The organism is Streptomyces sp. NPDC005576 (genome assembly GCF_042871745.1).
Lineage (GTDB): Bacteria > Actinomycetota > Actinomycetes > Streptomycetales > Streptomycetaceae > Streptomyces.
Genome location: NZ_JBIAJC010000012.1, coordinates 168,112 through 180,685 on the forward strand (window position 1 = coordinate 168,112; position 12,574 = coordinate 180,685).

The 12,574-nt window shown below is 73.8% G+C and carries 12 protein-coding genes and 1 riboswitch; of the genes, 1 reads left to right on the forward strand and 11 read right to left on the reverse strand.

Annotated elements, in window-relative coordinates:
• Window positions 1–27: 27 nt before the first annotated feature.
• On the reverse strand, window positions 28–666 hold the full coding sequence (locus ACFYPN_RS22655) for an adenosylcobinamide amidohydrolase (RefSeq protein WP_389300689.1): 639 nt from the start codon (window positions 664–666) through the stop codon (window positions 28–30).
• Between the two features lie 404 nt (window positions 667–1,070).
• On the opposite strand from ACFYPN_RS22655, the gene ACFYPN_RS22660 reads away from it, so the two are divergent.
• On the forward strand, window positions 1,071–2,105 hold the full coding sequence (locus ACFYPN_RS22660; RefSeq protein ID WP_358757779.1) for a PRC and DUF2382 domain-containing protein: 1,035 nt from the start codon (window positions 1,071–1,073) through the stop codon (window positions 2,103–2,105).
• A 91-nt stretch (window positions 2,106–2,196) separates the two neighbouring features.
• Here ACFYPN_RS22660 and ACFYPN_RS22665 read toward each other — a convergent pair whose 3' ends face one another.
• The 10 genes from ACFYPN_RS22665 to ACFYPN_RS22710 form a co-directional block, all read right to left on the reverse strand.
• Window positions 2,197–2,985: an ABC transporter ATP-binding protein gene (locus ACFYPN_RS22665; RefSeq protein WP_389300518.1), complete on the reverse strand. Its 789-nt coding sequence runs from the start codon at window positions 2,983–2,985 to the stop codon at window positions 2,197–2,199.
• Window positions 2,982–4,154 (reverse strand): FecCD family ABC transporter permease, encoded by a 1,173-nt coding sequence (locus ACFYPN_RS22670; RefSeq protein ID WP_389300521.1) that lies wholly within the window; start codon window positions 4,152–4,154, stop codon window positions 2,982–2,984. The genes ACFYPN_RS22665 and ACFYPN_RS22670 overlap by 4 nt, the downstream gene beginning before the upstream one ends.
• The gene (locus ACFYPN_RS22675; protein WP_389300523.1) at window positions 4,151–5,182 is read right to left on the reverse strand and encodes an ABC transporter substrate-binding protein; all 1,032 of its coding nucleotides are present in this window, start codon (window positions 5,180–5,182) and stop codon (window positions 4,151–4,153) included. The genes ACFYPN_RS22670 and ACFYPN_RS22675 overlap by 4 nt, the downstream gene beginning before the upstream one ends.
• A 69-nt stretch (window positions 5,183–5,251) precedes the next feature.
• Window positions 5,252–5,440, reverse strand: a riboswitch (cobalamin riboswitch).
• A gap of 127 nt (window positions 5,441–5,567) precedes the next feature.
• Window positions 5,568–6,791 (reverse strand): beta-ketoacyl-[acyl-carrier-protein] synthase family protein, encoded by a 1,224-nt coding sequence (locus ACFYPN_RS22680; protein WP_358757776.1) that lies wholly within the window; start codon window positions 6,789–6,791, stop codon window positions 5,568–5,570.
• Window positions 6,788–7,048: an acyl carrier protein gene (locus ACFYPN_RS22685; RefSeq protein WP_358757774.1), complete on the reverse strand. Its 261-nt coding sequence runs from the start codon at window positions 7,046–7,048 to the stop codon at window positions 6,788–6,790. Before ACFYPN_RS22685 ends, ACFYPN_RS22680 begins: the two co-directional genes overlap by 4 nt.
• Window positions 7,049–7,197: 149 nt before the next feature.
• Window positions 7,198–7,410, reverse strand: a complete 213-nt coding sequence (locus ACFYPN_RS22690) for a hypothetical protein (RefSeq protein ID WP_389300526.1) — start codon at window positions 7,408–7,410, stop codon at window positions 7,198–7,200.
• A complete protein-coding gene (locus ACFYPN_RS22695; RefSeq protein ID WP_389300528.1) occupies window positions 7,407–9,269 on the reverse strand; it encodes an acyl-CoA dehydrogenase in 1,863 nt (620 codons plus the stop codon). Before ACFYPN_RS22695 ends, ACFYPN_RS22690 begins: the two co-directional genes overlap by 4 nt.
• Window positions 9,270–9,626: 357 nt before the next feature.
• Window positions 9,627–10,946: a beta-ketoacyl-[acyl-carrier-protein] synthase family protein gene (locus ACFYPN_RS22700; RefSeq protein WP_389300531.1), complete on the reverse strand. Its 1,320-nt coding sequence runs from the start codon at window positions 10,944–10,946 to the stop codon at window positions 9,627–9,629.
• A complete protein-coding gene (locus ACFYPN_RS22705) occupies window positions 10,930–11,952 on the reverse strand; it encodes a beta-ketoacyl-ACP synthase 3 (RefSeq protein WP_389300692.1) in 1,023 nt (340 codons plus the stop codon). Before ACFYPN_RS22705 ends, ACFYPN_RS22700 begins: the two co-directional genes overlap by 17 nt.
• A gap of 282 nt (window positions 11,953–12,234) precedes the next feature.
• Window positions 12,235–12,498: a type B 50S ribosomal protein L31 gene (locus tag ACFYPN_RS22710; RefSeq protein ID WP_358757764.1), complete on the reverse strand. Its 264-nt coding sequence runs from the start codon at window positions 12,496–12,498 to the stop codon at window positions 12,235–12,237.
• Window positions 12,499–12,574: the final 76 nt, after the last annotated feature.

Here is a 12,574-nt window from a genome sequence, read left to right on the forward strand (position 1 = left end):
ACAGAACAGCTAGTGCCGCGCCCGGCACTAGCGTTCCCCGCGCAGGTGGAGCAGCGCGCCCTCGAGTACGGCCGCGTGCACCGCCCTCGCCAGGCGTGCGCCCCAGAGCGACCGGGGTCCGGCGAACGGTTCCGTTCCCTCGGCCCCGGGGGCGGGCACGGCGACGCAGACGGCGTCCGTGGGGGTGCCGGAGCAGTCGAGTCCGGCGTCCAGGAGCGCCTGCACCTTCGCCTCGGTGGCGGTGGCGACCGCGTTGACCAGGGCGGCGTCGCCGAGGGCGACCGGGAGGGTGACGACGATGTTGACCGTCCCGGGCGGCAGGGGGCCGTCCGCGCCGGGCGCCGGTGCGGCTGCCCAGCCGCGGACGCCGAGGCCGCTGGTGACGGTGGCCGTCACTCCCCCGTCGTCCGCCTCGGTGCAGGCGCTCACGTCGGCCGCGGTCATGAGCCCCGCTCCCGGGCCTTCGAGCCCTTCCGCCGCCGCGATCTCCGCGAGGTGCCGGTCGGGGTCGAGCCTCGGGTAACCGCCGGGCACCTGGGCGTTGAGGATCCAGGCGCGGGGCCCGATGCCGCCGCCGAGGACCGCGCTGCTGCAGACCCGGCTGCCGGGGGCCAGCCGCCAGACCAGATGGCCCAGCCGGTGGCCGTCCTCGTGCCGGGTACGCAGGCGCCCGCGCGGCGCCGGGAGGTGGAGGGGGACGGAGGTGATGGCGGTTCCCGGGGTGTGCGGCGGCCGGCCGTGGCGGACGGTCCTCCGGAGCGGACGACGGCCGGTCGATCCTATGCGGGCTCCCGGCCCCCGCAGGACACCGCCAGGCCGCCACCCGACCGGTGCCCCGACCGGGCCGCCGATCGGGCTGCCGTCGACGGCCCTCACCCGTTCGGCCTAACGAGTGGCCCGGGTCACTTTCCCGGCGGGCACGGGCAAGGGCGGGGGCGTCGCCCCCTCCCCGCCGGGCGCCGAACGGCCGGTGGGTTGCAGGGGCCATCCGGGTGAGGCGCGATGGAACCGGGCGTGCCGCACCTGAGTGGACCCACCACAGGACGCGTCCGGGCGAGGAGGCATCGGTCATGGCAGCCGCTGACGGTTTCACGGATTCCGGAGAGCTCGACGGTCTCACCGTCTACGACAACGGGGGCGAAAAGGTCGGCAGTGTCGGCCGGGTGTACGTCGACGACGACACCGGCAAGCCCGACTGGGTCACGGTCAAGACCGGCATGTTCGGGATGAAGGAGAGCTTCGTTCCGCTCGCCGGAGCCCGTCGGGTCGGCTCGGACCTGCACGTGGCGCACCCGAAGGAGAGCGTCAAGGACGCCCCCCGGGTCGACGCGGACGCCCACCTCTCCGTCGCCGAGGAGGAAGAGCTCTACCGCCACTACGGACTCACCAGGAAGCCCAGGAGTAGCGCCGGTACCGGCGTGGGCGCGGACGGCCGGACGACGACCGGTACGGGCGCGATGGGCGGCGCGGCCGGTGCCGCCGCGGGCACCGGGGCCGCAGGCGCCGGAGCGGCGGGCGCGGCCCGCCCCACCGGCACCGGCAAGGCGACCGGCGGTGCCGCGGGCATGACGGGCACGGGCATGACGGGTGCCGGCACCCACCGGGACGCCGATGCCTCGGCCGGAGGCCGTCCCTTGGTGGGCGCCGGGGCGGAGCGGTCCGCCCCCGACATGTCGAAGGCCGATCTCGCCGGCCAGGAGGAACTCATCCGCTCCGAGGAGCAGCTGCGGGTCGGCACGGAGGAGTACGAGAGCGGGAGGGCCCGCCTGCACAAGTACGTCGTGACGGAGGAGGTCACCCGCACGGTGCCCGTCTCGCACGAGGAGGTGCGCGTGGTCCGGGAACCGCTGACACCGGGCGAGAAGGTGACCGGGCAGACCGCCATCGGCGAGCAGGACGTGGAGGTGACCCTGCACGCCGAGCGCGCGACCGTGCGCAAGGAGGCCGTGGCCGTGGAACGGGTACGGCTGGAGAGGGACCGGGTGACCGAGCAGAAGGAGGTCTCCGCGGAGGTCCGCAAGGAGAAGATCGACTACGCCGACGGCACGGACACCGGCACCGGCAAGGACATGGGCGGTGAGTTCGGACGCGGGAGGCGCCGCTGACCTGTCCCGTCCCTTGCGGCGGACCGGCCGGTGCGAGCAGGGCGTGGGGGCGGATCCGGAGTGACGGGTCCGCCCCCACGCCCTGCTCGCGTCACACGCCGGCGGAGGGCAGGAACCGCACGCTGGGCCGCCCCTGCGGGCCCTCCCGGGTGACCACGGACCGCACCCGGTAGACGTCCGCGATCAGCCGCTCGGTGATCACCTCGTGCGGGGGTCCCGCGGCGACGACCCGTCCGCCGTCCAGCACCGTGACGAGGTCGCAGAACATCGCGGCCAGGTTCAGGTCGTGCAGGGCGACGACGCAGGTGAGCGGCAGTGCGGACACCAGCGTCAGCAGGTCCAGCTGGTGCTGGATGTCCAGGTGGTTGGTGGGTTCGTCCAGGAGGAGTTCGCGGGGCCGCTGAGCCAGGGCTCGGGCGATCTGGACCCGCTGGCGCTCGCCGCCGGACAGGGTGTGCCAGGACTGCCCCGCGCGGTCGGTCAGCCCAGTGCGTTCCATGGCCTCGCGCACGGCCTCCTCGTCCGCCGGCCCCGGCGCCGCCCAGGCCCGGCGGTGCGGAATGCGCCCGAGGCGGACGACGTCGGCGACGCTCAGTTCGACCTGGGTCGCCGCGTGCTGGTCCACCACGGCGACCCGCCGGGCCACCGTGCGCCGACTCGTAGCCGCCAGCGGCTCGCCGTCGAGGGTGACGAGGCCGCCCTCCGGCGCCAGGACGCCCGCGAGCACCCGCAGCAGGGTGGACTTTCCGGAGCCGTTGGGGCCGATCAGGCCGACGGTGGCGCCGGGCGGCGGGGCGAGGGTCACGCCGTCGAGGATGAGGCGTCCTCCCGCCGCCCGGCTCACCCGGTCGGCCCGCAGGCCCTCGGAGGGGGTCGTCATACGACCCTCCGGGTGCGGTGCAGGACGAGTACGAAGGCCGGCACGCCGATCAGCGCGGTGACGACGCCGACCGGCACCTCCTGCGGATCGAGGACCGTCCTCGCCAGGGTGTCGACCCAGACCAGGAAGACCGCTCCGGCCAGCGCCGTGACCGGCAGCAGCCTGCGGTGCCCCGCGCCCGCGAGGGCCCGGGCGGCGTGCGGCAGCACCAGGCCGACGAAGCCGATCGCCCCGGCCGAACTGACCAGTGCGGCGGTCAGCAGCGCGGTGGCGCAGAGCAGCACGGTCCGGGTGCGCGCGACATGGACGCCCAGGGTGGCCGCGGCGTCCTGCCCGAAGGCGAAGGCGTCGAGCGTACGGGCGTACCCCAGGCAGATCGTCAGGGTGAGCACCACCACGCCGGTGCAGAGCCGCACGTCCGTCCAGCCGACCCCGCTGAGCGAGCCGAGCAGCCAGAACAGCACCCCCCGGGTCTGTTCGGCGTCGGCGGCGGTCATCACGACGAACGAGGTGAGCGCGGAGAACAGCTGCATCACCGCGACGCCGGAGAGGACGACCCGGTCGGTGGTGCCGCCGAGGGTGTGGCTGAGCAGGAGGACGAGCGCGAACGAGGCGAGCGCCCCGACGAACGCGCCCGCCGAGAGGGAGACCGCTCCCCCGCCGACGCCCAGCACGACGACCACGACCGCGCCGGTGGACGCCCCTGAGGAGACACCGAGGACGAACGGGTCGGCGAGCGGGTTGCGGAGCAGCGACTGCATCACGGTCCCGCACACCGCGAGCCCGGCGCCGCAGACGGCCGCGAGCAGGGTACGCGGCATCCTGAGGTCCCAGACGATGCCGTCCCGGATCGGGCTCAGTTCCGTGCCGCCGAAGCCGAGGTGGGCGGCGACCACCGACCACACGTCGGCGACGGAGATCCGGGCCGGGCCGATGGTGACGGCCCCCGCGACGGAGGCCAGCAGGAGGACGATCCCGCCGCCCCACAGGAGCGGTTCGGGCACCGCCCGCAGGCTCACGCGCCGCCCGGACGGTCGGAGGGGCCCGGGATTCGCGGATGACGTACCGGTGCCACCGGCCGAACGGGTGCCGGTGGCAGAACCGTTGGCGGCGCCGGGGGCGGGACCGGTGGCGGTGGCGGCGCCCGCCGGGTCCTGGCCGGCCGTCATCCGGCGAGCCCGTACCGACGCAGCCCCGCGGCAACGAGTTCGATGCCCTCCACCGTACGGATGGTGGGGTTCATGGCCTGACCGCTGAGCAGGACGTACCGCTTGTTCCGCACGGCGTCCATGTTCCGGGTGACCGGGTTGGACTCCAAAAACCCGATCTTCTTCTCGGCGCTCTCGGCCGTCTGCGACTCGCGGGTGAGGTCGCCGATGACGAGGACGTCCGGGTCACGGTCGGCGATGGTCTCCCAGTTGATCTGGGGCCACTCCTCGTGGGTGTCGTCGAAGACGTTCTTGGCGCCGAGTGCGGTGGTGATGATGCCGGGTGCCCCGCAGCAGCCGGCCAGGTACGGAGCCTCGGAGTTGGCGAACCAGTAGAGGAGGGTGGTGCCGGAGGCGTCGATGCCGTCCGTCGCCTCCGTCACCCGGGCCCGCAGACCGGCTATGAGCTTCTCGCCCCGGTCGCGTACGCCGAACACTGCGGCCAGGTCGCGTATCTCGCCGTAGACACTGTCGAGGGTGAGGGCGGTGGAGCGGGCTCCGTCGCCGTCGCCGCTGTTGTCCTTGCCGGTGCAGTCGGCGGGCGAGACGTACGTGGGGACGCCCAGGTCCTCGAACTGCTCGCGGGGCGCGACTCCGCCCTTGCCGAGGGTGGACTCGAAGGAGGCGCTGATGAAGTCGGGCTCCCGCTCCAGCACCTTCTCCGACGAGGGGGCGTTGTCGGAGAGCCTGGGGACCTGGGAGTTGGCCTTCTCCAGGCCCTTCATGACGGGGTCGGTCCAGGTGGCGGTGGCCGCGAGCCGGTCGGCGAGGCCGAGGGCGAGCAGGATCTCCGTCGATCCCTGGTTGAGGGAGACCGCGTGGTGGGGTGCCGACCGGACGGTGACGGTGCGTCCGCAGTTGTGGAGCGTCACCGGATATCCGTCACCGGCCGCACCCGCGGCATGCGGTGTGCCGTCGGCGCCGCCGCAGGCGGTCAGCAGCAGCATCCCCGCCGTCAGCAGGGCAGCGGAACGGGCGGATCGGGCCATGGGGGGCACGAGGTACCTCGGCGTCTCTGGGCCCATGCGCGGGGCCCGTAGTACGGAGTACTGCGACCCGTACGGGGCGCAGGCGCCAGCAGGTCTTCGGACTCGGGTTCGTGCGGACGGGGCGCCTTCCCGGGACACCCGTGGGTCTCCCAGTGGCCGTGGCCCCGCCCGTCCCCCTCACCGCTGCGCGTCAGTTCCGGACTCTCACCGGATTCCCTGACCCCTGTGTGGAGTGCGACTGGCACTGGGAAGCTATCACGCCACTCGAACCGCGTCCGGGGCCCTTCCGGTCCCGGACGACCGCCACAGCGAGGGCCACGGGGCGGGTACGGGAGCGGGCGCCGCCGGAGGTCGTCCGGCGGCGCCCGCATCCCTCGGCCCGTGCTCAGGGAAGCCGCAACGCGATCACGGCGTTGTGGCCGCCGAAGCCGAAGGAGTGGCTGACGGCCCGGCTGACGGCGACGGGCCGGGGCGCCTTCGTGACGCAGTCGATGTCGAACCCGGGTGCCGGGGCGTCCAGATTGGCGATCGGCGGGACGAGCCGGTGCTGGAGGGTCAGCACGGTGAGCGCGGCCTCGATGGCGCCCGCCGCCCCCATGCAGTGGCCGAGCACCCCCTTGGGGGCGGTGACCGGCGGCCGGTGGGGGTAGGCCCGGGCGATGAGGGCAGCCTCGGTGGCGTCGTTGAGTGGGGTCGCCGTGCCGTGCGCGTTGACGTGGTCGACGTCCTCGGCACGCCAGTCGGCGTCCCGCAGGGCGGCCTCGACGGCCGCCTGGGCCACCCGGCCCGAGGGGTGCGGGCTGGTGGGGTGGTGGGCGTCGGTGGTCGCCCCGGTGCCCGCGATCAACGCGCGGGGGACCGCGCCCCTGGCGAGGGCGTCGTCGGCCCTCTCCAGCACCATGATGGCGGCCCCCTCCCCCATGACGAGACCCGCGCGGTCCTCGGCGAACGGACGGCAGAGTTTCGACGGGTCGCCGTCCGGCAGGGCCGCCGCCCCGGACCGGGCCAGGCCGGTCATCGCGACCGGGAAGACGATCGACTCGGTGGCTCCGGCGACGGCGATGTCGCACTGGCCGCTCATCAGCATGTCCCGCGCCACCGACAGGGCGGTGACCCCGGACGAACAGGCCGTGCACGGGGCCAGACTGGGGCCGGTGGCACCGAGCTGGATCGCGATCTCCGCCGCGGGCATGTTGGGGATGGTGAGCAGGATGCCCGCCGGCGAGGACGCCTCGGCCCCCCGCCGGTCCAGCACCACGGCCTGTTCGGAGAGGGCCGCCGACCCACCGCTGCTGGTGCCCACCACGACCGAGACCCGGGCACCGTCCCAGCCGCGCGGGTCGAGTCCGGCGTCCGCCACCGCCTCCCGGGCGGCGAGCACGGCGAACTTGACGTACTTGCCCATCCGGTAGGCGGTCCGGCCGCCGACCGCCCCGTCCAGGTCGATACCGGTGACCGTGCAGGCGAAGTCGACGGCGCACCCCGCCAGTTCGGGGACCGAACGGGCTGTGGACTCCCCGGCGAGCACGCCCTCCCAGGTGGAGGCCGTGTCGTTGCCCGCCGGGGTGATCATGCCCAGTCCGGTGACGGCGATCTCGGGCCTCTTCATCGGGCGTTGCTCACCGGTTCCTCCCGGCGGATGGCTGCACGGATGAACTCCGAGATGTCCGCGAGGGTGGCGTCCCGGTGGAGGGTGTCGACGGGAGTGTGGATGCCGAGGGTTTCCTTGATGATGACGGCGAACTCCGCCACCGCGAGCGAGTCCATCTCCAGGCTGTCCATCGTGGACTCCGGGTGGATCTCGGCCGCAGGCACCTTGAACGTATCGGTCAGCACGCCGACGATCTTCGGATGAATGGCCTTCATGATCTTCCTCTTGTGTTCGGCACATACCTTGGGGGTGACGGGCACTTCAGCGGCCCCACGTCGCCAGGGCCAGGATCAAGTTCCGGGCCGGGCCCGCGGGATCGATCCAGCCCATCGATACAGGCCCTAACTCGCTGAGCCCCGTCTGGTTACGCATTCCGGCGAACCGATTCCTCTACGCCCACCTGCGGCTTCTTCCGCCCCATCGAGACCACGAAGACCGTTCCCCAGTACGCCAGAAGGACGGCCTTCACCCCCAGTGAGGCCATGGCCTCACATGCCCCGCCGCCGGCCCCGTCGGGGCGGGCGGCCGCCGCCCGGACTCCCCGCCGGGCCATCGGGTGGTCTCCCGTCCCGGTCATCGCGCGGCCTCCTCGGCCGGGCGGACAGGGGCGGCCCGGTGCCAGGGGCCGTCGGGGTCGTCGTAGGCGTCGGCGTAAGCGGGGCCGGCGATCGGGCGGCCGGCGAAGAACTCGTCCGGCAGCGCGAACGACTCCACCAGCGCGGGAGCGTGCGCGGCGACGGTGGCCACGGCCTTCTCGTACAGGTCGGGCCAGACACGCACCTGTTCGGCCGTCACCCGCCCCACGGCCAGCAGTTCACCAGTGCTACGGCCGACCTGCCGGAGCAGGTACAACCGCTCGACCTCGGCGAGCCGTTCGCGGGCAGGCCCTTCGGGCAGGGCGGCGACGGCCTCCGCGAACGCCTCGGCGGCCTGCCGTGCCGCGTGCTCCTCCACCCCCCGCAGGGCGGCCCCCGAACCCGCGTTCCACCGGCCGAGCGCGTCCCCGGACGGGGCGGCACCCATCCGCGCCCGGGCCCGCGCGAAGCAGAGGGCCTCCACCGCGACGAGCAGCCCGCGCAGGTGGGCCGGGTCCTGGAGGTCGCCCGGCGCCCGTACCCCGTCGACGGCCTGCTCCGGGGCCGAAAACAGCATCTCGGCCGCCGCCTTGGCGTGCACGGCGAGGTTGTCGCCCTCGGCGGTGATGGTGCCCTCGATGCCGGTGACCAGTTCGGCGAGCCCGTTGTGCTCCAGCAAGCCCTGCGCGCCGCAGCGTTCGCGGCATTCCACGATCACTCCCCTCGCCTGCCAGGTGATCCACCCCTTGGCGACGGCGACCAGCCGCTCCGCCGTCCCCCGGTCGGCGCCGTCCGCGCTCGCCTCCCAGCGGTCGAGTGCACGGCGGTGCAGCAGGCTCATCGCGAAGACGGTCGCCAGGGCTTCGGCCAGCGGACCGTGGTGGGTGCGGTGGGCGTAGACCGGGACCGTGCCGGTGCCGCGTGGGCCCGCGACCGTACGGTTCCCGGCGTAGCGCACCGCGACGGCGAGCGCGACGCGCGCCGAGCCGACCGCGCAGGCGCTCATGGCGAGCTTGCCGGGGGTGACCCTGCCGATGGAGACGAGCAGCCGCCGCCGTCTGCTCGGCAGCGCGCTGCCGAACTCGCCGCCGTGGCCCACGTGTCCCTGCGGTCCGGCGAGGAGTGCCGTACGGGGCACGAAGCAGTCGTCGAACGAGGTGAGGCAGTGGTCCACCGGCGAGCCCATCCGGGCCGGCAGCCTGCGCACCCGTACGCCCGGGCGGGCGTCGACGCCGTCGGTCAGCGGCACCAGCAGCAGGAAGACGCCGTGGTCGGTCCCGCCGACGACGAGCCTGGCGGCGACGAGCCCGCTCTTGGGGCCGCCCACCGGGCTGGTGTTGGGCATGAATTTCTGCGCTCCGGCGTGCGGGGTGCGCAGCACGAATCCGTCGCGCGCGCGGTCGTAGGTGGCGGTCGTCTCCACCTCGGCGGCGTCGTTTCCGTGCGCGACCTCCGTACAGAGGAAAGTGCCGATCTCGTCCATGTGCAGGAGGCCGGAGAGGTCGCGGCGGCCCTCGGAGTCGTGGTCGAGCAGACTGCCGAGGAACAGGTTGTAGTGGATTCCCGCCACCGTGGCCAGGGTGGGATCGACCGGTCCGAGCCACTCGTGCATCGCGGTGAGGGCGCGTACGTCGCAGGCGAGCCGGGCCGCGCTGTCGAGGGATCGGTTGATCAGCCGCAACCGCTCGTAGGAGCGGGCGAGTTGCTCGTCCGGTGTGGTGGACGTACGGCTCCGGAAGGGCTCGGTGGTGGTCAGCCGGCGCCAGAAGGCGTGCTCGCGAGGGAAGTCGGGGCCGAAGAGGACGGCGGTCAGGGCGTCCGTGACGGCGGACGGCAGCGCCGCGGCGGGTCGAGGGGTCATGTTCGGTTGAACGATCACGGAACGGCGAGGACACCCTCCGTCACCCGCCACCGTCATCCGTCATCCGTCATCCGTCATCCAGCGACCGGACACCCTCGGAGGGCAGGCCGTGCCGCGGTCGCCGCTCCGCCCAGCCTGGACGTGCCGGTACCGGCCTGCCCCGAGGGACGCACCGCGGGGCGTACCCGCAGCACCTCGCGGAGGTGGTCCCGTGCCGGCCCTGGTTGGCCGCACCGGCGTGACAACTGTTGTACGCGCCAAGGGCCTCGGCCCCGGAGAACGCGGCTGCCGGCCGCGGATGGGGGTCGCACCCGACGGCTGGACCTGCGCAGGACCACCCGCGCCCGTGTCCGCCCGTCAGGCACGCCGGAAGGCCAGCGCGACGTTGTGCCCGCCGAAGCCGAAGGAGTGGCTCACGGCGGTCTCGACGCACTGCCTGCGCGGCTCCTTCACCACGCAGTCGAGCTCGAACGCGTCGGTCACCGAATCGAGGTTGGCGATCGGCGGGACGAGCCCGTGCTCCAGCGTCAGCACGGTGGCCACGGCCTCGATGGCACCGGCCGCCGCGAGGGTGTGGCCGACCACGCCCTTGGGCGCGGTGACCGTGGGCGCATGGGGGAACATCCGGCCGATGAGGGCCGTCTCCATCGCATCGTTGAGCAGGGTGGACGTGCCGTGGGCGTTGACGTGGTCGACCTCTCCGGGCGCCCAGCCGGCCTGCCGCAGGGCTGCCTCCACCGCCCGTTGCGCGCCCCGGCCGTCGGGTTCGGGTGCGGTGGGGTGGTAGGCGTCGGTGCTGGAGCCGGCCCCGACGAGCAGTGCGCGGGTGCGTCCGCCACGCGCCCGTACGTCCCTTTCGCGCTCCAGTACGAGCATGGCGGCACCCTCCCCCATGACGAAGCCGTCCCTGTCGGCGGCGAAGGGGCGGGAGGCGCTCGCCGGGTCGTCGGACCGGGTGGAGAGGGCGCCCATCCGGGCGAACGCGGTGACGACGAGAGGGGTGAGGACGGATTCGGCGCCACCGGCCACCACGATGTCGCACTGACCGCTGTCCAGCAGATCGCGGGCGACGCTGATGGCCGTGGCACCGGAGGCGCAGGCCGTGACGGGGGCGAGGCTGGGCCCGTGGGCGCCGAGCGCGATGGCCACCTCCCCGGCGGCGGCGTTCGGGATCATCATGGGAACCAGCAGAGGTGACACCGCGTCCGGTCCGTCGTCGGCCAGTCTGCGGGCGTTGTCGACGAGCACCGAGACACCGCCCACCCCGACTCCGAGTACGACTCCGACCCGGTCGCCCTCCCAGTGGGCGGGATCGTGCCCGGCGTCCGCGACCGCCTGCCTGGCGGCGACGAGGGCCAGTTTCACGAACCGGGCCATCCGCCACACCGAGCGTCCGCCGACCGCGGCGTCGAGGTCGACACTCTCCACCGGGCAGGCGAAGTCGACCGGCAGGCCTGCGAGTTCCTCGCACCTGCGGGCCGTGGACATGCCGGAGCACAGCCCTCCCCAGAAGGAGTGCTCGTCGGCGCCCGCGGGGGTGACCACCCCGAGACCGGTGACGGCGACGCCGGCCCCGGCCCGGCTCCCGTGGGTCGCGGGGCGGCGGGCCGCTCGCGCCGCCCCGGCGGCACGGTCCCGAGAGGCGGCCCCGGTGCTTCCGTCAGCGGACTGCGACATTCTCTGTTCCTTCCGTCATGGTCGTCGGCGGGGCCCCCGGCCACCGAAGTGCCGCGGAGCCCCAGGTGAGTCCGCCTCCGAACGCGGTGATCAACACGTGGTCCCCCGCTCGGAGGCGCCCCCGCCGCTCGGCGTCCGCCAACGCCAGCGGGATGGAGGCGGCACCGGTGTTGCCCACCCGGTCCACATGGGTGACACAGCGGTCCGGCCCGATGCCGACACGCTCGGCCACGGCGCTCATGATGCGGCCGTTGGCCTGGTGCGGCACGAAGTGGTCGACGTCCGCGGGGTGCCAGCCCACCGATGTCAGAAGTGCCCGGCTGGAGGCGGCCATGCGCAGCACGGCGTGCTCGTAGACCGTGCGGCCGCGCATCCGGAAGAAGGTGTCTCCCTCGGCGGGCGGTCCGCCGGTGGCGCGGGCCCGCGCGCCGCCTCCGGGCACGGTGATCAGATCGCTGCCCGTACCGTCGCTGCCCAGGTCGAAGGCGAGGAGTTCACCGGGGTCGCCGCTCCGGCCTGCGGCGACGAGCGCGGCCCCCGCCCCGTCGCCGAAGACCACCCCGGCCGACCGGTCTCCGGGGTCGAGCCAGGTGGAGTAGACGTCGGCGCCCACCAGAAGGATGCGGCGGTACAGGCCGGAGGCGACCAGCCCGTGGCAGACGGCGAGCCCGTAGACGAAACCGCTGCAGACGGCCGCGATGTCGAAGGCGGGGACCGTGCCGAGACCGAGCCGGGCGGCGAGGGCGGGCGCGGTGCCGGGGCAGAGGTGGTCGGGGGTGGACGTGGCGAGCACCAACGCGTCCACCGGTCCGGGGGCGGAGCCGTCCACGAGCCGGCGGGCCGCCTCGTGCGCGAGGTCTCCGGTGGAGAGGCCGGGACCGGCCCGGTGCCGGCTCACGATGCCCGTACGGCGACGGACCCACGCGTCGTCCACGCCCCATGCCTCGGGCAACGCGTCATTGCCCACCGGCTCCCCGGGCACCCATCCTGCGACGCCTTCCAGCACCGCCGTACGTACGCCGTCGCCACCGGTGCCCGCTGCCGTCCGTCCGCTCGCCACCCGTCGCCCCGCTCCCCTGATCGGCACGTACCCTGTCATGCGAACGGCGCAACACACGGCGCGGATGCGTTCGACACCGCCGAACGAGTGACTGACGTTCACCTGTACGAGTGGAGATCGGCCCAAGCGGTGGCGCGCTCTGCCTCGTCACGGCCACCCGACCGGCCCGAGTGCGGGCGGCCCCGGGACGTCTGCTGCCCGGCGAGCCGCCCGGCCGTGCGCAGCGCTTCAGGAACCGTCCTCACGGCCTGCTTCTCCGTACCGCCGTTCGAACTTGGCGACCTGGCCCTCGGCGTCCACCACACGTGCCTGGCCCGTGTAGAAGGGGTGGCTCTCGGCGGAGATCTCGACGTCGACGACGGGATAGGTGCTGCCGTCGTCCCAGTCGATGGTCTGCTCACTGGACGCGGTGGACCGCGTGAGGAAGGCGTAACCGGCCGACCGGTCCCGGAAGACCACGGGTCGGTAGTCGGGGTGTTTGTCCTGCTGCATGACTGGCTCCCGGAGGCGAGGGGGATGGGGCGGCCCCGCCCTCCTCTTCCGGTCGAGAGGGCGGGGCGGATGCCCG